General features: G+C 72.9%; 27 protein-coding genes. 21 read left to right on the top strand and 6 right to left on the bottom strand.

Going from position 1 to position 22,213, the window contains the following annotated elements; genetic code table 11:
- The first annotated feature begins 87 nt into the window (after positions 1-87).
- Genes ABZ840_RS23930 through ABZ840_RS23885 form a run of 10 tightly spaced genes read left to right on the top strand, consistent with a single transcriptional unit; the run spans position 88 to position 5,511 of the window.
- Positions 88-396: a gas vesicle protein gene (locus ABZ840_RS23930; RefSeq protein ID WP_361562147.1), complete on the top strand. Its 309-nt coding sequence runs from the start codon at positions 88-90 to the stop codon at positions 394-396.
- A gap of 1 nt (position 397) precedes the next feature.
- Complete coding sequence (locus tag ABZ840_RS23925) at positions 398-856, top strand: gas vesicle structural protein GvpA (protein WP_361562146.1); 459 nt, start codon at positions 398-400, stop codon at positions 854-856.
- Positions 856-1,635: a GvpL/GvpF family gas vesicle protein gene (locus ABZ840_RS23920; RefSeq protein WP_361562145.1), complete on the top strand. Its 780-nt coding sequence runs from the start codon at positions 856-858 to the stop codon at positions 1,633-1,635. The genes ABZ840_RS23925 and ABZ840_RS23920 overlap by 1 nt, the downstream gene beginning before the upstream one ends.
- Entirely contained in the window at positions 1,635-1,937 is a 303-nt protein-coding gene (locus ABZ840_RS23915; protein WP_361562144.1) for a gas vesicle protein GvpG, read from the top strand. The genes ABZ840_RS23920 and ABZ840_RS23915 overlap by 1 nt, the downstream gene beginning before the upstream one ends.
- Before the next feature lie 13 nt (positions 1,938-1,950).
- On the top strand, positions 1,951-2,610 hold the full coding sequence (locus tag ABZ840_RS23910) for a DNA primase (protein WP_361562143.1): 660 nt from the start codon (positions 1,951-1,953) through the stop codon (positions 2,608-2,610).
- The gene (locus ABZ840_RS23905; RefSeq protein WP_361562142.1) at positions 2,603-3,718 is read left to right on the top strand and encodes an SRPBCC family protein; all 1,116 of its coding nucleotides are present in this window, start codon (positions 2,603-2,605) and stop codon (positions 3,716-3,718) included. The genes ABZ840_RS23910 and ABZ840_RS23905 overlap by 8 nt, the downstream gene beginning before the upstream one ends.
- Positions 3,719-3,729: 11 nt before the next feature.
- Complete coding sequence (gene gvpJ, locus ABZ840_RS23900) at positions 3,730-4,086, top strand: gas vesicle protein GvpJ (protein ID WP_361562141.1); 357 nt, start codon at positions 3,730-3,732, stop codon at positions 4,084-4,086.
- On the top strand, positions 4,083-4,952 hold the full coding sequence (locus tag ABZ840_RS23895) for a GvpL/GvpF family gas vesicle protein (RefSeq protein ID WP_361562140.1): 870 nt from the start codon (positions 4,083-4,085) through the stop codon (positions 4,950-4,952). The genes gvpJ and ABZ840_RS23895 overlap by 4 nt, the downstream gene beginning before the upstream one ends.
- Positions 4,949-5,230, top strand: coding sequence for a gas vesicle protein (locus tag ABZ840_RS23890; RefSeq protein WP_361562139.1), 282 nt, complete (start codon positions 4,949-4,951; stop codon positions 5,228-5,230). Before ABZ840_RS23895 ends, ABZ840_RS23890 begins: the two co-directional genes overlap by 4 nt.
- Positions 5,227-5,511, top strand: a complete 285-nt coding sequence (locus tag ABZ840_RS23885) for a gas vesicle protein K (protein ID WP_361562138.1) — start codon at positions 5,227-5,229, stop codon at positions 5,509-5,511. The genes ABZ840_RS23890 and ABZ840_RS23885 overlap by 4 nt, the downstream gene beginning before the upstream one ends.
- Positions 5,512-5,649: 138 nt before the next feature.
- Here the strand turns inward: ABZ840_RS23885 and ABZ840_RS23880 are convergent, their stop codons facing one another.
- Positions 5,650-6,207, bottom strand: a complete 558-nt coding sequence (locus ABZ840_RS23880; RefSeq protein WP_361562137.1) for a hemerythrin domain-containing protein — start codon at positions 6,205-6,207, stop codon at positions 5,650-5,652.
- Between the two features lie 227 nt (positions 6,208-6,434).
- Here ABZ840_RS23880 and ABZ840_RS23875 point away from each other — a divergent pair, with 227 nt between their 5' ends.
- From ABZ840_RS23875 to ligD, 4 genes are all read left to right on the top strand, one after another.
- Positions 6,435-6,875 carry an SPW repeat protein gene (locus tag ABZ840_RS23875; protein WP_361562136.1) on the top strand — a complete coding sequence of 147 codons (441 nt, stop codon included), beginning with the start codon at positions 6,435-6,437 and terminating at the stop codon, positions 6,873-6,875.
- A 229-nt stretch (positions 6,876-7,104) separates the two neighbouring features.
- Positions 7,105-7,521, top strand: coding sequence for a VOC family protein (locus ABZ840_RS23870; protein WP_361562135.1), 417 nt, complete (start codon positions 7,105-7,107; stop codon positions 7,519-7,521).
- Between the two features lie 84 nt (positions 7,522-7,605).
- Entirely contained in the window at positions 7,606-8,250 is a 645-nt protein-coding gene (locus ABZ840_RS23865; RefSeq protein WP_361562134.1) for a DNA polymerase ligase N-terminal domain-containing protein, read from the top strand.
- 2 nt (positions 8,251-8,252) lie between these two features.
- Positions 8,253-9,269: a non-homologous end-joining DNA ligase gene (gene ligD / locus ABZ840_RS23860; RefSeq protein WP_361562133.1), complete on the top strand. Its 1,017-nt coding sequence runs from the start codon at positions 8,253-8,255 to the stop codon at positions 9,267-9,269.
- Positions 9,270-9,331: 62 nt separating this feature from the next.
- Here the strand turns inward: ligD and ABZ840_RS23855 are convergent, their stop codons facing one another.
- From ABZ840_RS23855 to ABZ840_RS23840, 4 genes are all read right to left on the bottom strand, one after another.
- Entirely contained in the window at positions 9,332-10,564 is a 1,233-nt protein-coding gene (locus ABZ840_RS23855; protein ID WP_361562186.1) for a cytochrome P450, read from the bottom strand.
- Between the two features lie 26 nt (positions 10,565-10,590).
- The gene (locus ABZ840_RS23850) at positions 10,591-10,890 is read right to left on the bottom strand and encodes a hypothetical protein (protein ID WP_361562132.1); all 300 of its coding nucleotides are present in this window, start codon (positions 10,888-10,890) and stop codon (positions 10,591-10,593) included.
- A gap of 109 nt (positions 10,891-10,999) precedes the next feature.
- Positions 11,000-11,674 carry an HAD family hydrolase gene (locus tag ABZ840_RS23845; RefSeq protein ID WP_361562131.1) on the bottom strand — a complete coding sequence of 225 codons (675 nt, stop codon included), beginning with the start codon at positions 11,672-11,674 and terminating at the stop codon, positions 11,000-11,002.
- A 111-nt stretch (positions 11,675-11,785) separates the two neighbouring features.
- Positions 11,786-12,982 carry a 4-hydroxybenzoate 3-monooxygenase gene (locus ABZ840_RS23840; RefSeq protein ID WP_361562130.1) on the bottom strand — a complete coding sequence of 399 codons (1,197 nt, stop codon included), beginning with the start codon at positions 12,980-12,982 and terminating at the stop codon, positions 11,786-11,788.
- Between the two features lie 237 nt (positions 12,983-13,219).
- On the opposite strand from ABZ840_RS23840, the gene ABZ840_RS23835 reads away from it, so the two are divergent.
- A complete protein-coding gene (locus tag ABZ840_RS23835; RefSeq protein ID WP_361562129.1) occupies positions 13,220-14,923 on the top strand; it encodes an IclR family transcriptional regulator C-terminal domain-containing protein in 1,704 nt (567 codons plus the stop codon).
- A gap of 36 nt (positions 14,924-14,959) precedes the next feature.
- Here the strand turns inward: ABZ840_RS23835 and ABZ840_RS23830 are convergent, their stop codons facing one another.
- Positions 14,960-15,445 (bottom strand): MarR family winged helix-turn-helix transcriptional regulator, encoded by a 486-nt coding sequence (locus tag ABZ840_RS23830; protein ID WP_361562128.1) that lies wholly within the window; start codon positions 15,443-15,445, stop codon positions 14,960-14,962.
- 227 nt (positions 15,446-15,672) lie between these two features.
- On the opposite strand from ABZ840_RS23830, the gene ABZ840_RS23825 reads away from it, so the two are divergent.
- Genes ABZ840_RS23825 through ABZ840_RS23800 form a run of 6 tightly spaced genes read left to right on the top strand, consistent with a single transcriptional unit; the run spans position 15,673 to position 22,207 of the window.
- On the top strand, positions 15,673-16,608 hold the full coding sequence (locus ABZ840_RS23825; RefSeq protein WP_361562127.1) for an SDR family NAD(P)-dependent oxidoreductase: 936 nt from the start codon (positions 15,673-15,675) through the stop codon (positions 16,606-16,608).
- A gap of 18 nt (positions 16,609-16,626) precedes the next feature.
- Positions 16,627-17,493, top strand: coding sequence for an amidohydrolase family protein (locus tag ABZ840_RS23820; RefSeq protein ID WP_361562185.1), 867 nt, complete (start codon positions 16,627-16,629; stop codon positions 17,491-17,493).
- A 22-nt stretch (positions 17,494-17,515) separates the two neighbouring features.
- Positions 17,516-19,024 carry an o-succinylbenzoate--CoA ligase gene (gene menE / locus ABZ840_RS23815; protein WP_361562126.1) on the top strand — a complete coding sequence of 503 codons (1,509 nt, stop codon included), beginning with the start codon at positions 17,516-17,518 and terminating at the stop codon, positions 19,022-19,024.
- 15 nt (positions 19,025-19,039) lie between these two features.
- On the top strand, positions 19,040-19,495 hold the full coding sequence (locus tag ABZ840_RS23810) for a MaoC family dehydratase (RefSeq protein ID WP_361562125.1): 456 nt from the start codon (positions 19,040-19,042) through the stop codon (positions 19,493-19,495).
- Positions 19,492-20,835, top strand: coding sequence for an MFS transporter (locus ABZ840_RS23805; RefSeq protein ID WP_361562124.1), 1,344 nt, complete (start codon positions 19,492-19,494; stop codon positions 20,833-20,835). Before ABZ840_RS23810 ends, ABZ840_RS23805 begins: the two co-directional genes overlap by 4 nt.
- Complete coding sequence (locus ABZ840_RS23800) at positions 20,822-22,207, top strand: hypothetical protein (RefSeq protein ID WP_361562123.1); 1,386 nt, start codon at positions 20,822-20,824, stop codon at positions 22,205-22,207. Before ABZ840_RS23805 ends, ABZ840_RS23800 begins: the two co-directional genes overlap by 14 nt.
- The last annotated feature ends 6 nt before the right edge of the window (positions 22,208-22,213 follow it).

The following is a 22,213-nucleotide window of genomic DNA, read 5'->3' as shown; positions in this document are numbered from 1 at the left end:
TTTCCTTTCGTCCCGGAGCGGTACCCGGTGCCTCATGGACTTCCCTGCGGAGGCTCCCGGACGGAGAACCCCGATCGGGGTGGCCTCATGACGCACACGACGAACACACCGGACGAAGGCGACCGGCGGGGCGCCAGGAAACGCCCGGCACTGCCCGAGCTGATGCGCGCGGCACGCGCCCAGCTCGCCGAACTCACCGGCCTGCAGCCGGAGACCGTCACCCGGTTCGAGAAGACCGAGGACGGCTGGCTGCTGGAGGCGGAGGTGCTGGAGCTGGCCAGGGTGCCCGACACGATGAGTCTCATGGCGCTCTACGAGCTGGTCCTGGACCACGAGGGCCTGCTCACGGGGTACCGGCGCGTCGGTCGCTACGAACGAGCGAAAGGAAACCAGTGAGATGACCGTGGTTCCCGCTCAGCAGGAGAACGGCCGGGGAGGAGGCGGCTCCAGCGGCCTGTACGACGTCCTGGAACTCGTACTGGACCGTGGCCTGGTGATCGACGCCTTCGTGCGTGTCTCCTTGGTCGGCATCGAAATCCTCAAGATCGACGTACGTGTCGTGGTCGCGAGTGTGGACACGTACCTTCGCTTCGCCGAGGCCTGCAACCGGCTCGACCTGGAGTCCGGGCCGAAGAAGGACCCCGGCGTCCCCGACCTGGTCGGCGAGATCACCGAGTCCGGGGCCCGCGGCAAGAGCAAGGGAGCCCTCTCCGGCGCCGCCGAGACCTTCGCCGACGCCATCGGCCAGGGCCGGGAAGCGGCCGGCGGACGGAACGGATCGTCCGCGTCCAGCGGCGAGGAAGCTCCGCGTCGCACCCGGCGCACCACCAGCTCCCGCAAGAAGGAGGAGAGCTGATGACCACGTACGTCTACGGCATAGCGCACGCCGAACACCCCACGCCCGAGCAGCAGGTGCTGGGCGTCGGTGACCCGCCCCGCCCGGTGCGCATCGTGCGGGCCGGCGAGCTGGCCGCCGTGGTCAGCGACTGCCCCGACGGGCTGCGCCCCAAGCGCCGCGATCTGCTGGCCCACCAGCACGTCCTGACCGAGATGGGCAGCGCGGGGGCGGTGCTGCCGCTGCGCTTCGGCTCGCTCTCGACGGACGACGACGCGGTGCGCGGCGCGCTCGGCGAACACACCGAGCACTACAAGACGCAGCTGGCCGAGCTGGCCGGCCGCGTGGAGTTCAACGTCAAGGCGGCGCACCGCGAGGAAGCCGTGCTGCGGCTCGTCGTCGACGACGAGCCGGAGGTCCGCCGCCTCACGGAGGCCCTCCAGTCCGCCGGCGGCGGCAGCTATCCCGAGCGGGTACGGCTGGGCGAGCTGGTGGCCAACGGCGTACGGGCCCGCGAGGTGCGGGACGCGCACACGGTGGAACACACCCTGACGCCGCTGGCGGAGCAGTCGGCGCCCGGCCCCGAGGGCTCGGGCTGGCTGGTCAACCTCTCCTTCCTGCTGCCGCGCGCGGACACCGCGTCCTTCGCCGAGGCGGCACACCGGCTCGCCGAGGCGCAGCCGCACCTGGAACTGCTGGTGAACGGCCCGCTTCCGCCGTACAGCTTCGTCCGCCCGGCCCACTCGGCCGCGGACGGGGAGGCCAGGGAGCGGACTCCGGAAGGGTCGGGCCGGGGCTGATGGGGCTGCTCAAGGAAGTGCTGCTGCTGCCCGCCGCCCCTGTGCGCGGCACCGCGTGGGTGCTGCGCCAGGTCGTGGCGGAGGCGGAGCGGCAGTACTACGACCCGCAGGTCGTTCAGAAGGAACTCCGGGAACTGGCACGCCAGTTGGATGACGGTCTGATCGACGATGCGGAGTTCGACCGGCGCGAGGACGAGCTGCTGGACCGGCTCGCGGTGGCACGAGGGCAGGCACCGCAAGGACCGGCCCCCGCACAACGGACATCGCAAGGACAGGCACCACACGACCAACGGGGAACATGAGGAGACGGGTGAGATGAACAACCGGGCGGCACTGGCACTGGCCGTCGCCGGAGGATACGCACTGGGCCGCACGAAGAAGATGAAACTCGCGCTCAGCGTCGGCGGCATGGTTCTGGGACGACGACTGCAACTGGATCCGCAGCGGCTGCTGAGTCTGGTCGATGAACGGCTCAAGGCGGACCCGCAACTCGCGGAGCTGCGCGACCAGTTGCGGAACGATCTGAGCGGCGTGGGCCGCGCGGCGGCGGGCGCGTTCGTCAACCGCCGTATCGACGGACTGGCGAGCAGCCTCCACGAACGCACCCTCGGCGTCCAGGACCGGATCGCCGGCGGCGTGCTCCCGCAGCAGCGGGACGACGACGAGGAGGCACCGGACCGGGAGCCCGAGGACGCGGACCGCGCGGCGGACGACGAAGCCGAGGGCGACGAGCCGGAAGAGGAGCGCACACCGGCCGAGAGCCGCGCGCCGCGCAAGCCGCGCAAGCAGGCCGCCGGCAAGGCGACCGCTGCCCGGCGCCCCGCACGGGCCGCGGCGAAGAGCGGTACGAAGGCCGCGAGCAGGGCCGGTACGAAGGCCACGGGCAGGTCCGGGACCAGGACGGGCACCGGGTCGGGTGGCAAGGCCGGCACCCGTTCGTCGTCCGGCCGGAGCCGGGAGCGCAGCGATGGCTGACGACAAGGGCGGTGGCACCGCCACCCAGCTGAAGGACACCATCGTCAACAGCCCGGCGACCGACCGGCTCAAGGAGGAGGCCGCCGCGTTCGCCGCGGCCCAGGCCCAGCGGCTGCTGATCGCCGGCGGCAAGAAGCTCGGCTCCGCCACCACCCGGCTGCAGGACATGGCCGAGGGCAACGGCCCCGGCCTCGGCCGGATGGTGCTGGACGGCGGCCGTCGCCTCGCCGAGGGCGAGGGGCCGCTGCGGGCTGCCGTCGGCGCCGGCGCGACCGGCGCGAAGGAGCGGATCAAGGAAACGTTGCAGAAGGCGGGCGGCGGCACCCGGACGGGCACCGGACAGGGCAAGTTCGTCACCGTCGTCGAGGACACGGACGTCGGGGTGCCGGTACGTACCGCCTACGACCAGTGGACGCAGTTCCAGGAGTTCAGCTCCTTCGCCAAGGGCGTGCAGAACGTGGACCGCACCGACGACACCACGTCCAACTGGCGCGCCAAGGTCTTCTGGTCCACCCGCAGCTGGCAGGCGACCGTCACCGAGCAGCTGCCGGACCGGCGCATCGCCTGGACGGCGCAGGGGGCGAAGGCGTCCCTCAAGGGGGTCGTCACCTTTCACGAGCTGGCGCCGGAGCTGACCCGCGTCCTGCTGGTCATCGAGTACTACCCGAAGGGTCTCTTCGAGAAGACCGGCAACATCTGGCGCGCGCAGGGGCGGCGGGCCCGGCTGGACCTGAAGCACTTCCGCCGCTTCGTGATGCTGCGCGGCGAGCCGACCGGCAGCTGGCGCGGGGAGATCCGCGACGGTGAGGTCGTCGAGTCCCACGAGGACGCGGTGGACCGCGAGGAGGAACAGGAGCCGGAGTCGGCCGACGCGGCGGCGGACGAGCGGGAGGAGCCCGCGGACGCGGCGGACCAGGACGCCCCGGAGGACTCCGAGGACCTGGAGGAGCCGGAAGAGGCCTACGACGACGAGGAGTTCGGCGACGAGGAAGCCGGCGACGAGGAGGAGTACGCCGACGAGGAGCCGGAGGCGTACGAGGACGAGGACGCCGAGGACGCCGACGCCGAGGAGTACGAGGACGAGCCCGAGCCGGAACGGGTGAGGTGAGCACGCGCCCCATGTCGTATCCCGCAACCGGCGCCGGCGGCGGCGCCAACCTCGCCGACATCCTCGAACGCGTCCTGGACCGGGGCGTGGTGATCGTCGGTGACATCCGCATCAACCTGCTCGACATCGAACTCCTGACCATCAAGCTGCGGCTCATCGTGGCGTCGGTGGAACGTGCCGAAGAGATGGGCATCGACTGGTGGCGGGACGACCCGTCGCTGTCGGCCGGCGCCCGCCGCAGGGAGCTGGACCGGGAGGACCGGGAGCAGCAGGAACTGGCCCGGGAGAACGCCGAGCTGCGCGAGCGCATCGCCGCCCTGGAGGGCCGGCGGGACGCCCTGGAGGACGGAAAGGAAGAGGCACCGTGACCACGCCTCACGACAACGGCAGGCTGATGTACGCCTACGCCGTTCTCCGGAGCGGCGCGCGGCCGCCGGGCGGCCTGCTCGGCATCGGGGACGCGCCCGTGCACACGGTGGCCGAGGGGCCGCTGGCGGCGCTGGTCTCCACAGTGCCGGCGGCCGAGTTCGACCAGCCGCAGGTCCACGAACGCCTGGAGGACCTGGCGTGGCTGGAATCGACCGCGCGGGCGCACCGCCGGGTCGTGGACGAGACCGCCGCGGAGGTCGGCGTGCTGCCGCTGCGGCTGGTCACGGTGTACCGCGACGAGGAATCCGTCCGGGCCGTGCTGGCCGCGAACGCGAAGCGGTTCGAACTGCTGCTGGCGCGGCTTGACGGTCGGCTGGAGTGGGGCGTGAAGGCGTACGCCCGGGCGTCGGACGACTCCCGGCCGGCGGCGGGCCACGAGTCCGCCGCGCGGCCGGCGGCCGGCGCCGAGTCCGGCCGGGAGTTCCTGCGGCGGCGACTGCGCGATCGGAAGGTCCGGGACACCGCGCGGCAGGAGTCCGACGGGCTGGCGCGGGCGGTGCACGACACGCTGACGCAGGCCGCCGAGGAGAGCCGGCTGCACCGCCCGCAGGACCCGCGGCTGGCCGAGGCCGTCGCCGCGTCCGGCGCGGCCGACGCCGACGGCCACGCGCCCGCCGGCACCCGCGCCGCCGTGACCCGCGGCGCGAACCTCCTGAACGGCGCCTACCTGGTCCGCCGCGAGCAGGCCGGGGAGTTCGCCGAACGGGTCGGGGAGCTGGCGGCCCGCTCCCCCGCCCTGCGGATCGAGCTGACCGGTCCGTGGGCGCCGTACTCCTTCACCGATCTGCCGGAGGAGGCACCATGAGCACCCCCTCCCCCAGCACCCCCGTGGCCCTGATCGATCTGCTGGACCGGCTGCTGGCCGGGGGCGTGGTGATCGCCGGGGACCTGACCCTGCGTATCGCCGACGTGGACCTGGTGCGGGTGGATCTGCGGGCCCTGATCAGCTCGGTCAACGAGAACGTGCCGTCGCCGTTCGCCGGGCTCGCCCCGGAGGAGCCGGCCGCGGCGGATCCGCTGCGGGTGACGGGCCCCTCGCGGCCCGCCGCCACGGTGCGGGTCGAGGAGGCGGTGCGGCCGTGAGCAGGCGGGTGGAGCTGGACGAGGAGAGCGTCGAGCGGGATCTCGTACGGCTGGTGCTGACCGTCGTGGAGCTGCTGCACCAGCTCATGGAGCGGCAGGCGCTGCGCCGCGTCGACCAGGGCGACCTCTCCGACGACCAGGAGGAGCGCATCGGGATGACGCTGATGCTGCTGGAGCGCCGGATGGACGAGCTGTGCACGCGGTACGACGTGGGGCGGGACGAGCTGAACCTCGATCTGGGCCCGCTCGGCTCGCTGCTGCCGCGGGAGGAGGACCGGTAGGAGGAGCACCGGTGAGGGACCGGTGACGGGAAAGCTCCGTGGTGCCTGGCGTGCCGGGTCCCGGCGCCACGGGCCGACGGCCCCGCCGTGGAGGCGGGGCCGTCTGTGGGTTCACCGACCGGTCATCTCTTCCACCGGTCAGTGCTTGCCCATGGCAGCGCGAATCGCGTCCTTGGTGCGGTCCACCACGGCGGCCACCGGGCTGGTGACCGCGCTCTTCAGCCCGGACTCGGTGCCCGGGTGCGGGTGGGTCGGTGCCACGGCCTCGGCGGCCTCGACCGCCTTGGCCAGCCCCCGCATCGCGCGCTGGTCGGAGACCGCGCGCAGGTGGGTGAACTCGCTCTTCTCCTCCGCCTTGGCGTGCTCCAGCACAGCCGTCTTCAGCTCCTTGAAGAGGTCGATGAACTCCTGGGACTCGGTGTCCATGTCCTCCAGCCTGCTCAGCATCTCCTTGGCGCGCTTCTCTTCCTCCAACCGTTCGCCGACCACCTTCTCGCCGCCCTCGATGTGATCGCGGACGTACGGGTGGACGACCTCTTCCTCGGCCGTCTCGTGCACCGCCAGCAGGCGTACGACGCGGTGGAAGGCCGCCTTGCGGTCCTCGCCCTTGCTGTTCACGACGTCGTCCAGGAGGCGGCGGATCTGCTGGTGCTGCTGTTCGAGCAGCTCCACGACGTTCTTCTGCTTCTCGGCCATGTCGTGCGGGCCCCTCTCGTCTCGTCGTGCGGGACGGCGGGCGAGTACCCGTACCCCGACGCCCGAGACGGCCGGAACCGGCCGCACCGCGGGGCCGCGGACGGTCCGGAACCGGGCCTACCGCTCTCCGCTACACATAAGGACGAAATAAGCGCAAGATAGCCGTAGCGGCGCTTACCACTTCAGGAGACAGGGCCGCAGAGAAGAGATCGAAGGAGACGAGTCTGATGGCAGACGTCTCACACACCAGAGGCGATATCGCCAGTCACCCTGATGTTCCCGAGATGCGGGACCGGTACGCCCGCATGCTCGGCGGTCGCGACGTGGCGCTCGTGGACGGACCGGTCTTCCTCATCGGCCTGTACTGCGCCATCTCGCCGTGGACACTCCACTTCACCGCGAACCAGCCCGCCCTCGTGGCCCACAACCTCATCCTGGGCATCGCGCTCGGCCTGCTGGCACTCGGATTCACCGTCACGCCGGAGCGGATGTACGGCATGAGCTGGGCCATGTCCGCCATCGGCGTGTGGCTGATCCTCTCGCCGTGGATCGTCGGCAGCAGCCCCGACGCGGGAGTCATCTGGAACAACGTCATCATCGGCGCCCTCACCGTGCTGCTCGGGATGACCTGTGCGGGCGCGGCCGCGAAAGTCGGCAAGCGGTCGTAGCGGAGGGCGGAACAAGGAAAGGAAGCACCTCGACACCCGAACAACGGACAGCTCGGCCGGTCCGCGCGCGGACCGGCCGACGCACGGCTCCCCCGGCCTCGCTCCCGCCCCGCCCGGTGCATGAAGCGGCGGCACGCGGATACCCGGACCGGCACCACCCGGCGACGGCCGGGCGGCCCACTCCGGCGGGCGGCACCGCCGGACGGCTCCGGAACGGGAGACACAGGTGATGACAGAGAACGCGGGCGCCGGCCCCTTCCAGGAACCCCCCGTCCACGTCGACACCGCGGTGCTGGTGCTGGACTGTGCGGAGCCCGAACCGGTCGCGGAGTTCTACGCCAAGCTCCTGGGCGCCGAGCTGCCGGCCGAGCTGGGCGTCGAACTCATCGAGATCACCAGCAGGAACGGCACACGGTTGGCGTTCCAGCGGGACCACGGCGCGGCGCCGTCCTCCTGGCCCCGGCCCGACGACTCCCAGCAGGCCCATCTGCACCTGACGGTGCCCAAGGACCGCATGGACGACGTGGAGCGCCAGGTGATCGACTACGGCGGCAGCCCGATGGACTCCCCGCGGAGCGAGGGCCCCGACGAGCTGCGGACCTTCCGGGACCCCGCGGGCCATCCCTTCACCCTGCGCTCCGCGTGACCGCCCCGGCCGCCGCGCCCGCGTGCGCCGTACGTGCCGGTGCGCGAGAGTGACCACAGCGGGCACCGGCAGGAAGGGGTTGGCGTGCAGGGCGAGCGAGGCCTCACGACGTACCAGAGCAAGCGCGACTTCGAGCGGACCCGTGAGCCGCGGGGGCAGCAGGACGCCGGCGCGCCGTCCGCCGACGGCGCAGATCCGGTCTTCGTCGTGCAGATCCACGACGCCTCCACGATGCACTTCGACTTCCGGCTGGAGGTGGACGGGGTCCTGAAGTCCTGGTCGGTGCCGAAGGGCCCGTCCACCGATCCGCACGACAAGCGGCTGGCCATGCCCACGGAGGACCACCCGATGGAGTACCGGGAGTTCGAAGGGGTGATCCCGCAGGACGAGTACGGCGGCGGCACGGTCATCGTGTGGGACCAGGGGACGTACCGCCCGCTGCCGCCGAAGAAGCGCAAGGACCGCGACGCCACCTTCGCGGAGCGGCTGGAGCACGGGCACGTGACGTTCTGGATGGACGGCGAGAAGCTGCACGGCGGGTACGCGCTGACCCGCTTCCGCACGGCCGAGTCCGAGGGCCGGGAGTCCTGGCTGCTGGTCAAGGAGAACGACGAGCGGGCCGGCAAGCGCGGCGCCCCGGACCCGCGCCGGGCCAGATCGGCGCGCAGCGGCCGGACGCTCAAGCAGGTCGCGGCCGACGAGGGCACCGAAGCGGACGGGAAGAGCTAACCGTGGCGGGAGAACTGCTGGAGTCGCTGCCCGGCGCACAACGGCGGCTGCTGGCGGCCGCGCCTCCGGGCGAGGAGCTGGCAGCCCACCCCATGCTCGCGGTCCTCTCCGACCGCCGGGACTTCGACCGGGACTGGATCTTCGAGCGCAAGCTCGACGGCGTCCGGGCGCTGGCCGTCCGCGACGGGGACCGTGCGACGCTGCTGTCCCGCACCGGCCGCTCCATGGACGGCACCTACCCGGAGATCGTCGACGCGCTGGCCGCCCAGGACTGCCGGGACTTCGCCGTGGACGGCGAGGTCGTCGCGTTCTCCGGCGGCCGTACCGAGTTCTCCCGCCTCCAGCAGCGGATGGGCATCACCGACCCCGCGCAGGCCCGCGCCAGCTCGGTGGCGGTCACGTACTACGTCTTCGACCTGCTGCGGCTGGACGGCCAGGACCTCACCCGGCTGCCGCTGCGCACCCGTAAGTCACTGCTCCGCCGCGCCCTGCGCTTCGTCTCCCCGCTGCGCTTCACCCCGCACCGCAACCAGGGCGGCCCGGAGGAGCTGGCCGACGCCTGCGAGCGGGGCTGGGAGGGGCTGATCGCCAAGCGGGCCGACGGGCCGTACGTGCCGCGCCGCTCCGGCGACTGGCTCAAGCTGAAGTGCGCCCGCGGCCAGGAGTTCGTCATCGGCGGCTTCACCGAGCCGGCCGGCAGCCGCGTCGGCTTCGGCGCGCTGCTCCTCGGCTACTACGCGGACGGCACACTGCGGTACGCGGGCAAGGTCGGCACCGGCTACGACCGGGCGACGCTGCACCGCATCCGCGGCCTCCTCGACGACCGTGAGCAGGCCCGCTCGCCGTTCGGGGACCCGGTACGGGAGCGTGGCGCGCACTGGGTGCGCCCCGAGCTGGTCGCCGAGGTCGGCTTCACCGAGTGGACCAGGGACGGCATGCTCCGCCACCCCCGCTTCCTCGGCCTGCGCGACGACAAGAAGCCCTCCGAGGTCGTACGGGAGGAGCCCCGGGCAGCGTGAGTCCGGGCGGGCGGGGGCGGGCGGTCCGGCGGGTGCCGGGCCGCCCGCGTGTGTGGGGTCGCTCAGTGCACGTCGGTGACGACGAAGCCGCTGTTCACCCTGGTGGGTACGCGATGCAGCGGGATGCTCAGGTCCTGCTCCGGCACCCGGTACTCCAGCCGGGCCAGCAGGGGGACGAGCGTCTGGAGGAGGGCGAGCACGATGTCCTCGCCCGGACAGCGGTGCCCGCCTGAGACCTCGCCGCCGCCCTGCGGGATGAGGTCGTCGCGCCCCGGCTCGGCGTCCGTGAAGCGTGTCGGGTCGAAGGTGTACGGGCGCGGCCACAGCTCGGGATCGTGCAGGTACCCGTAGACGTCGAGCAGCACCATCGTGCCGGCCGCCACGGGCTCGCCCCGCCACTCCAGGTCGCGGGCGGCGAGCCCGCCGAGGAACGGCACGAAGGGGTAGAAGCGGCGTACCTCGTGGGCGAAGGCCCGGGCGTACCCGGTGTCGCCCTTGGCGAGCGGCGCGCCCTGCTCGGGCCTGCGGTGCAGCGCGTGCGCGGCGAAGGTCAGGAACCAGGCGACCGCGACGGTCGGCCGGATGACGTTGAGGATCTCCACGGCGGCCGTGTGCGGGTCCAGCGGGGCGCCGTCGGCCTCGTGGTGCCGGGCCACCTCCGCCAGCGCCGCACCGGCCGGGGCACCGTGCTCGGTGTGGCCGGGGCCGCCGCGCCGGACGTCCTCGATGCGGCGGGCCAGCCGCTCCTCCTGGCGGCGGCGGGCGCGGCGGGCCCGCCAGTGGCGCGGTCCCGGCGTCGCGAAGCCGTCCACCATGGCGACCAGGTCGTCCGCGGTCTCCCGGGCCGCCTCGTCGTCGAGCGGGATGCCCGCCCAGCCGCAGACGGTACGGGTCAGGAGCAGCGCGAACGCGTCGAAGAGGACGACCTGTGACCGGCCGGCCCAGTCGGCGCGGGCGCGCTCCCATTCGGCGGTCGCGCGCTCGGTCAGGTCGGCGATGCTCTCCCGGTCCTTGAGCAGGTGCACGAAGAGGGCCTTGCGTACGCGGTGCCGCTCGCCGTCGAGCGTGTGCACGGCGCCGCGGCCGAAGAGAGTGTCCAGGACCGGTCCCGGCAGTGCGTCACGCCGGTGGATACGGCTCTCGTCGTAGAAGAACCGCACGGCGTCGGTGCCGTGCAGCGCGATCGCCGGCTTGCCCAGCAGCCGGGTACGGACCGGCGCGCCGCCGTTGCGGCGCCGCCGGTCGGGCAGCCAGGCGTACCCCTCCACCAGGAGCGGGAGGGTGCTGTCGGACAGCGCGGAAAGGGGCGCCGCCACGCTGCTCAGTCCTCGTCCGCGCGCGGCGGGCGGGTGTGCCGGGGCCGGTCGGGGTCGCGCCGGGTGCCGGCCTCGGCGCGCTCGTCCTCGTCGACGGACTCCTGGGCGTCCAGGCTGGTGGTCAGGGGGTCGCCGCTCTCGCCGACGACGTGCCGCCGTTCCTCGGGCTCCGCCACTCGGGTCTCGGCGTCCTCGAACTCGGCCAGCACCTCCTTCGCCGCGGTGTCGCGGTCCCGGGGGTCGCCCCGGCCCGCGCCCTTCGCCGCGCTGCGGCCGTTCTCGTTCTGCTCGCTCTTCCGAGTCATAACACTCCGATCCGTCCTTACGGGGACCGTCCGGGTGCCCTTCGCGCGGGGCCTCAACTCATGATGGTGGGACACGTCATATCCGGCATCACGGGGCGCTCCGCCCGGCTCACGCTTCGTCCGCCACCTCGGCGAAGAGGCTGTTCCCGAGCCGGTCCAGCAGCTCCGCGGGGTCGGCGTACACCTCGGCGGCGCCGGCCTCCTCCAGGTCGGTGCGCGGGATCCCGCCGCACAGCAGGGCGACGGCCCGGACCCCGGCCCGGGTCGCGGCCTGCATGTCGTAGACCGAGTCCCCCACGAACACCGCCTGCCCGGCGGACACCCCGGCCAGCTCCCTGGCGTACTCCACGGGCTCGGGCGCGGGCTTGCCCTCCTTCACGTCGTCGGCGCTCGCGGTGTCGGTGATGGCGTCGTCGGCGTCGATGGCCCGGCGGAGCGCACCCAGCTCGTAGCCGCCCGCCGAGGTGACCAGGATGTTGTGCCAGCCCCGCCGGGCGAGGGCGCGCAGCAGGTCGCCGGCGCCCGGCAGCGCGGGCAGCCGGTCGAAGTACGTCCCGTACAGCGTCTTGTGCGCGGCGCTGATGTCCGCGTCCTGGCCGGTGTCCCGGTCCTCCCCCAGCACGTGGCCGATCAGGTCGTTCGACGGGCGCCCGAGCGCGTGGTGGATGGCGGTCATCGGCACCCGGTGCCCGCGCTGCCGGAACGCCTCCCACCAGGCCGTGACGTGCAGATGGTTGGTGTCGGCGAGCGTGCCGTCCACGTCGAAGAGTGCCGCGCGTGCCATGGATGTGCCTTTCCGTCCGGGGCTGCGGAGTACCCGCGTACCCGTCACAGCCTGACCACGCCCCCGCACCCTCGCCGACCACCACCGTCCGAACGGGTGAGACGGTACGGGTCAGACCACCGGTGCTGTCGGCAGCGGCAGGCCCGTGTAGTTCTCGGCCAGCTCGGCCGCTGCGTGCGGGGAGCTGGCGATGCGGTCGAGCTGGGAGATCTGCAGGCGGGTATCGAAGGGGGACTGGTCGGGGGCGGTGTGCAGGGTGGTGGTCATGAAGTACGAGAAGTGCTCGGCGCGCCACACGCGGCGCAGGCAGGTGTCGGAGTAGGAGTCCAGCAGGTCGGTGGCGCCGGTGGTGCCCCAGTCCGCGAAGGCGCGGGCCAGGACGATGACGTCGGCGGCGGCGAGGTTGAGGCCCTTGGCGCCGGTGGGCGGCACGATGTGGGCGGCGTCGCCGGCCAGCAGGACCCGGCCGTAGGCCATCGGCTCGGTGACGTGACTGCGCATCGGGAGGACGGATTTGCTGGTGATGGGGCCACGCTTGAGGCGCCATCCGGGGTCGGCGGCGAGGGCGAAGCGGGCGTCCAGCTCGTCCCAGATGCGGTCGTCGGACCAGTCGGCGGGGTCGGTGCCGTTGGGGACCTGGAGGTAGAGCCGGCTGACGGACGGGGAGCGCATGCTGGCGAGGGCGAAGCCGCGGTCGGAGTGGGCGTAGATCAGCTCGTCGGCGGCGGGCGGCGCGTCGGCGAGGATGCCGAGCCAGGAGTACGGATAGACGCGCTCGTAGGTGGTGCGCAGGTGCTCCGGTACGGCGTTGCGGGCGACGCCGTGGAAGCCGTCGCAGCCGACGACGTAGTCGCAGGTGAGGGTCTTTTCCTTGCCCTCGTGGGTGTAGCGGATCGACGGCCGGCCGGTGTCGGCGCCCTCGACCGCGTGCACCTCGGCCTCGAAGAGCAGCGGGCCGCCCTCGGCGAGCTGGAGCGCGATCAGGTCCTTGACGACCTCGGTCTGTGCGTACACCGTCACCCGCCGGCCGTCGGCGAGGGAGGGGAAGTCGAGACGGTGGGCGCGCCGGTCGAAGCGCAGCTCGATCCCGTCGTGGACCATGCCCTCGGCGTCCAGCCGGGCCCCGGCACCGCACGCCCGGAGAGCGTCCACGGTGGCCTGTTCCAGGATTCCGGCGCGCTGGCGCTGCTCCACGTACTGGCGGTCGCGGCGCTCCAGCAGGACGCTGTCGATGCCGGCGGTGTGCAGCAGGCGGGCGAGCAGCAGGCCGGCGGGGCCGCCGCCGATGATCCCGACGGTGGTGTGCATACGTCTCTCCTCGTCGTCGAGGACGGGCCCGCTCTCCGTCGTCCCAGGATGCGGGCTTGTGCAGGATGTTCGCATGGTGAAGTATTATTCACTGGCGTTCCGCAGAGTTTGCGCGCGGCGCTGCCGCCTGTCAACGGTTCACCGGCAACGGCCCAGGTCCACCGAGCCGCGGACCCGCGGTGCGGGCGGCCGTCCGCATTCCTTACGGTGTCCTGCACAGACCGCGACGGAGAGCCGATGCCACCGACCGACACCATGCCGCCCGCCGCCACCGACGAGGTGCCGGCCGAGGCCGTCACGCCGCTGATGCGCGGCATCGCCGTGCTGCGCCGGCTCACCGAGGCCGACGGCACACTCAGCCCGAGCGAGCTGGAGCGCGCCACCGGCCTCGCCCGTTCCACCGTCGACCGGGTGACCGCGACCCTGGCGCGGATGGGGTACGTACGGCTGGACGGCCGGGACGCCGTGCTCACCCCGCGCGTCATGGAGCTGGGCAACGCCTACCTCGCCGCACTGCGGCTGCCCGGCCTGCTCGGCGGGCACGCCGACGCGCTGGCCGACGCGCTGGACGAGTCGGTGTCGCTCGCGGTGCCCGACCGGGACGGCATCCGCTTCCTCCACCAGGCGACCCGGCGCCGCGCGATGTCCCTGAGCTTCCGCATCGGCGACCTGCTGCCCGCCGAGCGCACCGCGCCGGGCTCGCTGTTCGCCGCCGGATGGTCCGAGGCGGAGTGGGCCCGCTGGCGGGAGCGCCGGGCCGCCGATCCTGAGCACCGCGGCTTCCCGGCGGTACCGCCGCTCGACGCCGGCCGGGCCACGGGCGACGGCGACGGGGGCAGCGACGACTTCGAGGAACGCGCCCGGCAGGCGCGTGCGCAGGGCTGGGCGCTGGACGACCAGCTGATCGAGCCGGGACTGGTCGCGCTGGCCGTGCCGGTGCGCGCCCCGGACGGCTCGGTCGCCTGCGCGGCGAGCGTGGTGAGCCACACCAGCCGGCACAGTGCGGCGTCCCTGCGCGACACACTGCTGCCCCGGCTGCGCGAGACGGTGGCCGCGATGGAGCGGGAGCTGGTCCGGGCCCAGGAGGCGCCGCCAAAGGCGGACGTGCCGTCACCCGCGCCGCTCGCCGCCTGGACCGCCGCGTCCAAGCAGGAGCTGGGGCGGGAGTTCATCGAGTCGCTGGCCCGCGGCCTGACCGTGCTGACCGCGTTCGGCGAAGGCCGGGCCGAGCTGACGCTCTCGGCGGCCGCCGAGGCGACCGGCCTGGCGCGGGCCACCGCCCGCCGCGCCCTGATCACCCTGGAGCACCTGGGGTACGTCGCCTCCGAAGGGCGCGCCTTCCGGCTCACCCCGCGCGTGCTGGCGCTCGGCTACCCCCCGCTCTCCCGCACCACGCTCCCCCGGATCGCGGCACCGCACCTCGCCACGCTCGCCGCGCGCGTACACGACTCCGCCTCCCTGGCCGTGCTCGCGGGGGACGACATCCAGTACACGGCACGGGTCGCCACCACCCGCGTGATGAGCGTGAACATCACCACCGGCACCCGGCTGCCCGCGTACGCCACCGCGCTGGGCCGGGTGATGCTGGCCGGCCTGCCGCCCGCCGAGCGGCACGCCCGGCTCGCCCGCACCGAACTGCGGCCACTGACCCCGCACACGGTCACCGGCCCCGCCGAACTCACCGCCCTCCTCGACCGGGTCGCGGACCAGGGCCACGCACTGGTGGAGGAGGAGCTGGAGGAGGGCCTGCGGTCGCTCGCGGTGCCGGTCCACAACGGTGCGGGCGAGGTGGTGGCGGCGGTGAACGTCGCGATGCACACCGTGCGGCGCAGTGCCGAGGAATGCCTCACGGACGTCCTGCCCGAGCTGCGGGCCGCCGTGGCCGGCATCGAGGCGGACCTGCACATCGCGGGGCGCTTCACACGCGTCCCCACGTCCTGAGCGGCGCGTCGACCACCGGCAGACCGCCCCCGGCGCCTACGCGTCGCCCGTCTGCGCGACCCGCAGCAGCAGTGCGTGCAGCGTCGCGGATTCCTCGGGGGTGAGGGGGCCGGTCAGTTCGTCGGTGACGCGGTGGCTGGCCTCGTCGGTGTCACGGAGGTACGTACGGCCCGCGTCGGCAAGGACGACGATGCGGCGGCGCCGGTCCGCGGGGGCCGGGCGGCGCTCCACGAGGTGCAGGCGTTCGAGGTCGTCGACGAGGCCGACGATGGCGCTCGGGTCGTAACCGAGCCGTTCGCTCAGCTCCCGCTGCGGTGCGCCCTCGACCGTGGCGAGGTACCGCAGCAGCGCGTAGTGGCGCAGCCGGAGGCCCGATTCCTGGAGGGCGGCGTTGAACAGCTGCCCCGAGCGCAGGCCGAGCCGGTAGAGCAGGTATCCGGTGTCGGCGTGCAGCCCCCGCATCCACGGCTCGTCGGCGTCGACGGGCCTGGCCTGCGCGGCGGGCGTTCCCTGGGCGGTCATGGCGCTCCCTGTTCCGTGCCCCCGGTGCGGGGCGGTCTTTCCGGTTCTCCATCTCACCAGCGGACCCAGCATGCCGCATTTTTGATTACGAGAACAACCATTGACGTTAACAATGATTGGTCTTAGCTTCGATCACGGCGGGGCCGCCGGCCGAACCGGCCCTCGGCCCGCCCCTCACCCCTGACGTCAACACCCGTATTCCGCATGCCTGTTGAGAGGACCGCACCATGTCCGGACCCGCTTCCCCCACCCCCGTGGACCTCACCGGCAAGGTCGCCGTCGTGACCGGTTCCGGCCGTGGCCTGGGCTTCGCCTACGCCTCGGCGCTCGCCGCCGCCGGCGCTTCCGTCGTCGTCAACGACCTCGACGAGGCCGTGGCCGAGGAGGCCGCGAAGAGCATCACGGAGGCCGGCGGCCGGGCCGTCGCCGAGGCCGCCGCCGTCGGCACGGCGGAGGCGGCGGACCGGCTGGTGGCCCGCGCCGTCGAGGAGTTCGGCCGGCTGGACGTGATGGTCACCAACGCGGGCATCCTGCGCGACCGGGTGCTGTGGAAGATGACCGACGACGACTTCGATGCCGTGCTCACCACCCACCTCAAGGGCACCTTCACCTGCGCCCGGGCCGCCGCCGTGCGGATGCGGGAGCAGGGCGACGGCGGCCGGCTGATCCTGGTGGGCTCCCCCGCCGGGCAGCGCGGCAACTTCGGCCAGACCAACTACGCGGCGGCCAAGGCCGGCATCGCCGCGATGACTCGCACCTGGTCGATGGAGCTGGCCAGGGCGGGGATCACCGTCAACGCGATCGTGCCCGTCGCGGCGACCGCGATGACGGAGACCATCCCGGCGTTCGCGCCGTACATCGAGGCGATGCGGCGCGGCGAGCCGCTGCCGGAATTCCTGCGCAAGGGCGAGGGGTTCGGCACCGCCGAGGACTGCGCCGCGCTGGTGCCCTTCCTCGCCTCGGACGCCGCGAAGGACGTCACCGGCCAGTGTGTCGGCATCGGCGGCGACAAGCTCGCGCTGTGGTCACACCCGCAGGAGGTGTCGGTGGCGTACGCGGACGGGGGCTGGCGCCCGGAGTCCGTCGCGGCGGCCTGGCACACGTCCGTGGGCCGCGAGCCGCAGTCCGTGGGCATCCCCGCCCCCGTGATCCCGGAGGCGTGAGCCATGACCCGCAGCGCGATGAACGTGGACGAGCTGGTGGCCATCGACGTGCACACGCACGCCGAGGTGTCGAGCAAGGGGCAGGCTTCCCTGGACGCCGGGCTGGCCGACGCCTCCAGTGCGTACTTCAAGGTCGAGGGCAACCGTAAGCCGACGCTGCCGGAGATGGCCGCGTACTACCGCGAGCGGCGGATGGCGGCCGTCGTCTTCACCGTGGACGCCGAGTCCGCGACCGGCACCGCCCCGGTGCCCAACGAGGAGGTCGCCGAGGCCGCCGCCGACAACGCCGACGTGCTGATCCCGTTCGCCTCGCTCGACCCGCACCGCGGCAGGGCGGCCGTGAAGCAGGCGCGGCGGCTGGTGGAGGAGTACGGCGTACGCGGCTTCAAGTTCCACCCGAGCATCCAGGCGTTCTTCCCCAATGACCGGCTGGCGTACGAGCTGTACGAGGTCATCGAGGAGACCGGCGCGATCGCCCTCTTCCACACCGGACAGACGGGCATCGGCGCGGGCGTGCCCGGCGGCGGCGGGATCCGGCTGAAGTACTCCAATCCGCTGCACGTCGACGACGTGGCCGCCGACTTCCCGCACCTGAAGATCATCCTGGCTCATCCGTCGTTCCCCTGGCAGGACGAGGCGCTGGCGGTCGCCACGCACAAGCCCGGGGTGCACATCGATCTGTCGGGCTGGTCACCGAAGTACTTCCCGCCGCAGCTCGTGCAGTACGCCAACACCCTGCTCAAGGACAAGGTGCTGTTCGGCTCGGACTACCCCGTGCTCACGCCGGACCGCTGGCTCGCGGACTTCGACAAGCTGGAGATCAAGGAAGCCGTCCGGCCGAAGATCCTCAAGGAGAACGCCGCCCGGCTGCTCGGGCTCGCCTGACCCCACCGCAAGGAGAGCCGCTGTGCGCAACGAGGGACTGGGGTCGTGGCCCGCCCGCCGGGCCCGCAAGACCCCGCACCGTATCGCCGTCCGCCACGAGGGCGCGGCGACCACCTACGCGGAGCTGCACGACCGCACCACCCGGCTGGCCCGCGCGCTGCGCGCCACCGGGGTCCGGCGCGGCGACCGGATCGCCTATCTCGGCCCCAACCACCCCTCCTTCCTGGAGACGTTGTTCGCCGCCGGCGCGCTGGGCGCCGTCTTCGTCCCGCTCAACACCCGGCTGACCGGCCCGGAGATCGCCCACCAGCTGGCCGACTCGGGCGCGAAGGTCCTCCTGTACGGCCCGTCGCACGCCGGGCTCGTCGCGGACCTGGCCGATGCGGGCGATGTACGCACGTACGTCGAAGTGGGTGACGAATACGAGGAGTTGCTCGCGTCGGCGTCGGACGAGCCCATCGACGAACCGGTCACCGCCGACGACACCTGCATCATCATGTACACCTCGGGGACCACCGGCCGCCCCAAGGGTGCGATGCTCACGCACGGAAATCTGACCTGGAACGCGATCAACGTCCTGGTCGACACCGATCTGATCGCCGACGAACGCGCCCTGGTATCCGCCCCGTTGTTCCACACGGCGGGCCTGAACATGCTCGCCCTGCCGGTCCTCCTGAAGGGCGGTACCTGCGTCCTGGTCGAGGCCTTCGACCCGGAGGCCACCTTCGACCTGATCGAACAGCACCGGATCACCTTCATGTTCGGGGTCCCGACAATGTTCGAGCAGGTGGCCCGGCATCCGCGCTGGGCCGACGCGGACCTGTCCTCCCTCCGCATCCTGACCTGCGGCGGCTCACCGGTCTCGACCCCACTGATCGCCACGTACCAGGAACGGGGCCTGACCTTCCTCCAGGGCTACGGCATGACGGAGGCGTCCCCCGGCACACTGTTCCTCGACGCCGAGCACGCGGCAGGCAAGGCCGGCTCCGCGGGCGTACCGCACTTCTTCAGCGACGTACGCGTGGTAGGGCCCGGCCTGACCCCGGTCGACGTCGGCGAGCGGGGCGAGGTCGTGGTCCGCGGGCCCCATGTCATGCCGGGCTACTGGGGGCTGCCGGAGGAGACGGCGGCCTCCTTCACGGAGGGCTGGTTCCGCAGCGGGGACGCGGCCCGGATCGACGAGGACGGATACGTCTTCATCGTCGACCGCCTCAAGGACATGATCATCTCCGGGGGCGAGAACATCTACCCCGCCGAGATCGAGGACCTCCTCCTCGCCCACCCCGACATCGTCGAGTGCGCGGTCATCGGCGTGCCGCACGACAAGTGGGGCGAGGTCCCGCGAGCGGTGGTCGTCCCCCGCGAGGGCGCGGCCCTCGACCCCGACGAGGTGCTGGCCACCCTGACCGGCCGGCTCGCCAAGTACAAGCTCCCCAAATCCGTGGTGCTCGCCGGTGAACTCCCGCGCACCGCCTCCGGAAAGCTCCTCAAGTCCCGGGTGCGCCGGCGCTACGGGTCCACCGACTCCTGACCAAAGGAATGCGACATGACCGTCACCGTCAACGGCCTCGACGAACTGAAGAAGCTCGCCGGCAGCGACCTGGGCACCAGCGACTGGATCGAGGTCACCCAGGACCGCATCGACACCTTCGCCGACGCCACCGGCGACCACCAGTGGATCCACACCGACCCCGAGAAGGCGGCGCAGGGACCGTTCGGCGCGCCGATCGCGCACGGCTACCTGACGCTCTCACTGTTCATCCCGCTCTTCACGGAACTGCTCGACGTGCAGGGCGTCACCACCAAGGTCAACTACGGCTTGGACAAGGTCCGTTTCCCCTCCCCCGTGACGGTCGGCTCCCGTATCCGGCTGGCCGCCACCCTCGCCTCGGTCGACGAGGTCAAGGGCGGCGTGCAGATCGCGGTGGACGGCACGGTGGAGATCGAGGACGGCACCAAGCCCGCCTGCGTCCTGCGCAGCCTCTCCCGCTTCTACGGATGACCGCCGTGCGCGACGCCACGGACGCCCGGCAGCTGAGACGGGTCGCGCTCTCCGGCCTGCTCGGCACGGCCGTGGAGTTCTACGACTTCCTGGTCTACGGAACGGTCGCCGCGCTCGTCTTCGGCGACCTGTTCTTCCCCGCCGCCGATCCCGCCGCCGGCACCGTCGCGGCGTTCGGCACCTTCGCCGCCGGGTATGTCGCCCGGCCGCTCGGCGGCATCGTCTTCGGCCACTTCGGCGACCGGCTCGGCCGCAAGTCGATGATGCTGGCGACGATGGTGCTGATGGGCGTCGGCAGCTTCCTCATCGGGCTGCTGCCGACGTACGGCACGATCGGCGTGTGGGCGCCCGTCCTGCTGGTACTGCTGCGCGTGGTGCAGGGCATCGCCATCGGCGGCGAGTGGGGCGGGGCGACGCTGATGGTCGCCGAGCACGCGGGCGGCCGGCCGCGCGGCCGCTGGACCAGCCTCACCCAGCTGGGCGCCCCGCTCGGCACCGTCCTGTCCACCGCCGTGGTCACCCTCGTCGCCGCCCTGCCCGACGAGCAGTTCCGCGCCTGGGGGTGGAGGGTGCCCTTCCTGCTCAGCCTGGTCCTGCTCTTCGCGGGCCTCTACGTACGGCTGAAGGTCACCGAGAGTCCGCTGTTCCGCGCGCTGAAGGAGGAGCGGGCGCCGGCCCGGCTGCCGCTGCTCGACGTGGTGCGCAGGCCGCGCGCCGTACTGATGGCCGCGGGCGCCGGCATCGGCGCGTTCACCGCCCAGTCGCTGCTGACCAGCTTCATGGTCTCCTACGCGGTCGGCCACGGCTTCTCGCGCACCCAGGTCCTCACCGGCGTCACCCTCGCCTCCTGCACGGCCCTGCTCGTGCTGCCGTGCGCCGGGGCGCTGTCCGACCGGTTCGGGCGGCGGCCGGTCGTGCTGGCCGGTGCGGTCCTCTCGGCCGCCACCGCGTTCCCGGTGTTCGCGCTGGTCGACACCGGCCGCCCCGGACTGCTGATCCTCGCGCTCGTCCTGGGGCACGGCGTCGCCCAGTCCACCATGTACGGGCCGCTGGGCGCGCTGCTCACCGAGATGTTCGGCACCCGGGTCCGCTACACCGGCGCCTCCCTCGGCTACCAGACCGCGACCCTGCTCGGCGCGGGCTTCTCCCCGCTGATCGCCGGCGGCCTGCTCGCCGCGTACGGAAGCAGCACGCCCATCGCCCTGCTGCTGACCGCCGGTGCCGCCGTCACCGCGCTCACCGTGTGGCGGGTCAGGGAGACCAGCCGCGACCGGTTCGGCGCCGAACAGCACCCACAGAACCGTTCCGACCGGAAGGAGCCCATCGATGAGGTCACGTAACCAGGCGGGGCTGCTCGCGGCCGTCGCCGCGCTGCTCCTCACCGCCGCGGTGCCGCCCGCGACCGCCGCGCCGGCCGAACCCCGCCGCCTCGAAGGCACCCTGCCCTCCGGTGCCACGTACGTCATCGACACCCCGGCCCGCTGGAACGGCACCCTGCTGCTGTTCAGCCACGGGTACCGGCCCGCGGGCGCCCCGAACGAAGCCGTGGACGCCTCCGACGACGCCACGAAGAAGCTGCTGCTGAAGGAGGGGTACGCGCTCGCCGGTTCCTCGTACGCCGGCACCGGCTGGGCGGTGGAGCAGGCCGTGCCCGACCAGGTCGCCACCCTCGACGCCTTCGCCGGGCGGGTGGGACCGGCCCGCCGCACGCTCGCCTGGGGCGAGTCCTACGGCGGCCTGGTCACCACCGCGATCGCCGAGCGGCACCCCGGCCGCATCGACGGCTCGCTGTCCCTGTGCGGCCTCGTCCAGGGCGGTGTCGCCAACTGGAACTCCACCCTCGATCCGGTCTTCGCGCTGAAGACGCTGCTGGCACCCGGCTCCGGCATCCCGCTGACCGGCTTCGCCGACGCGGACGAGGCGGACCGGGCCGGCAGCCGACTCGGCAGCGTCGTCTCCGAGGCACAGCACACCGCGACCGGTCGGGCCCGCATCGCGCTGGCCGCCGCGCTGCACAACATCCCCGGCTGGAACGACCCGAAGCGGGACCGGCCCGCACCGGACGACTACGAGACGCAGCAGGCCAACCAGTACCGGGCCGTCAGCACGATGCTGGTGGACGCCGGCTTCCGGCGCCGCCAGGAGGCCGAGCAGCGGGCGGGCGGGAACATGGCGTGGAACAGCGGCGTGGACTACACCGCGATGCTCCGCCGGTCGGCCGGGTACAAGGAGGCCGAGGCGCTGTACGCGGCGGCCGGGCTGTCCCTGGACGAGGACCTGCGGACGCTCGCCGGCGCGCCCCGCATCAAGGCCGACCCCGCGGCCGTCCGCTACATGACGCGCAACATCGCCTTCACCGGCAAGCTGCGCACCCCGCAGCTGGACGTGCACACCACCGGCGACCCGCTGGTCCCCGTCCAGGTCGGCTCGGCGCACCGCCGGGCCGTCACCGCTGCCGGGGCCGACGGGATGCTGCGTCAGGGGTTCGTCGACAACGCCGGGCACTGCACGTTCACACCGGCCGAGCAGCTCGCCGCACTGCACACGGTCGACCGCCGGGCCGGGACCGGGCGGTGGGGCGACACCACGCCCGGCGCGCTCAACGCGGAGGCGCGGCGGTCCGACCCGACGACGGCGGCGCGGTACCTCGCCTTCCGCCCGGGGCCGTACCCGCGCCCGTACGACCTGGCGCATCCGGAGGACGGCCGGTAGGCGGCG

It is taken from the genome of Streptomyces sp. NPDC047117 (assembly GCF_040643545.1).
In the GTDB taxonomy this organism is placed as follows: Bacteria; Actinomycetota; Actinomycetes; order Streptomycetales; family Streptomycetaceae; genus Streptomyces.
This window is presented reverse-complemented; position numbering and strand designations above follow the sequence as displayed.

Bases quoted from the DNA above. Each gene is read 5' to 3' on its own strand.
- ABZ840_RS23930 (WP_361562147.1), top strand. From the start codon at position 88: ATGACGCACACGACGAACACACCGGACGAAGGCGACCGGCGGGGCGCC.
- ABZ840_RS23925 (WP_361562146.1), top strand. From the start codon at position 398: ATGACCGTGGTTCCCGCTCAGCAGGAGAACGGCCGGGGAGGAGGCGGC.
- ABZ840_RS23920 (WP_361562145.1), top strand. From the start codon at position 856: ATGACCACGTACGTCTACGGCATAGCGCACGCCGAACACCCCACGCCC.
- ABZ840_RS23915 (WP_361562144.1), top strand. From the start codon at position 1,635: ATGGGGCTGCTCAAGGAAGTGCTGCTGCTGCCCGCCGCCCCTGTGCGC.
- ABZ840_RS23910 (WP_361562143.1), top strand. From the start codon at position 1,951: ATGAACAACCGGGCGGCACTGGCACTGGCCGTCGCCGGAGGATACGCA.
- ABZ840_RS23905 (WP_361562142.1), top strand. From the start codon at position 2,603: ATGGCTGACGACAAGGGCGGTGGCACCGCCACCCAGCTGAAGGACACC.
- gvpJ (WP_361562141.1), top strand. From the start codon at position 3,730: ATGTCGTATCCCGCAACCGGCGCCGGCGGCGGCGCCAACCTCGCCGAC.
- ABZ840_RS23890 (WP_361562139.1), top strand. From the start codon at position 4,949: ATGAGCACCCCCTCCCCCAGCACCCCCGTGGCCCTGATCGATCTGCTG.
- ABZ840_RS23880 (WP_361562137.1), bottom strand. From the start codon at position 6,207: ATGGCCGAGAAGCAGAAGAACGTCGTGGAGCTGCTCGAACAGCAGCAC.
- ABZ840_RS23875 (WP_361562136.1), top strand. From the start codon at position 6,435: ATGGCAGACGTCTCACACACCAGAGGCGATATCGCCAGTCACCCTGAT.
- ABZ840_RS23870 (WP_361562135.1), top strand. From the start codon at position 7,105: ATGACAGAGAACGCGGGCGCCGGCCCCTTCCAGGAACCCCCCGTCCAC.
- ABZ840_RS23850 (WP_361562132.1), bottom strand. From the start codon at position 10,890: ATGACTCGGAAGAGCGAGCAGAACGAGAACGGCCGCAGCGCGGCGAAG.
- ABZ840_RS23845 (WP_361562131.1), bottom strand. From the start codon at position 11,674: ATGGCACGCGCGGCACTCTTCGACGTGGACGGCACGCTCGCCGACACC.
- ABZ840_RS23840 (WP_361562130.1), bottom strand. From the start codon at position 12,982: ATGCACACCACCGTCGGGATCATCGGCGGCGGCCCCGCCGGCCTGCTG.
- ABZ840_RS23835 (WP_361562129.1), top strand. From the start codon at position 13,220: ATGCCACCGACCGACACCATGCCGCCCGCCGCCACCGACGAGGTGCCG.
- ABZ840_RS23830 (WP_361562128.1), bottom strand. From the start codon at position 15,445: ATGACCGCCCAGGGAACGCCCGCCGCGCAGGCCAGGCCCGTCGACGCC.
- ABZ840_RS23825 (WP_361562127.1), top strand. From the start codon at position 15,673: ATGTCCGGACCCGCTTCCCCCACCCCCGTGGACCTCACCGGCAAGGTC.
- ABZ840_RS23820 (WP_361562185.1), top strand. From the start codon at position 16,627: ATGAACGTGGACGAGCTGGTGGCCATCGACGTGCACACGCACGCCGAG.
- ABZ840_RS23810 (WP_361562125.1), top strand. From the start codon at position 19,040: ATGACCGTCACCGTCAACGGCCTCGACGAACTGAAGAAGCTCGCCGGC.
- ABZ840_RS23805 (WP_361562124.1), top strand. From the start codon at position 19,492: ATGACCGCCGTGCGCGACGCCACGGACGCCCGGCAGCTGAGACGGGTC.
- ABZ840_RS23800 (WP_361562123.1), top strand. From the start codon at position 20,822: ATGAGGTCACGTAACCAGGCGGGGCTGCTCGCGGCCGTCGCCGCGCTG.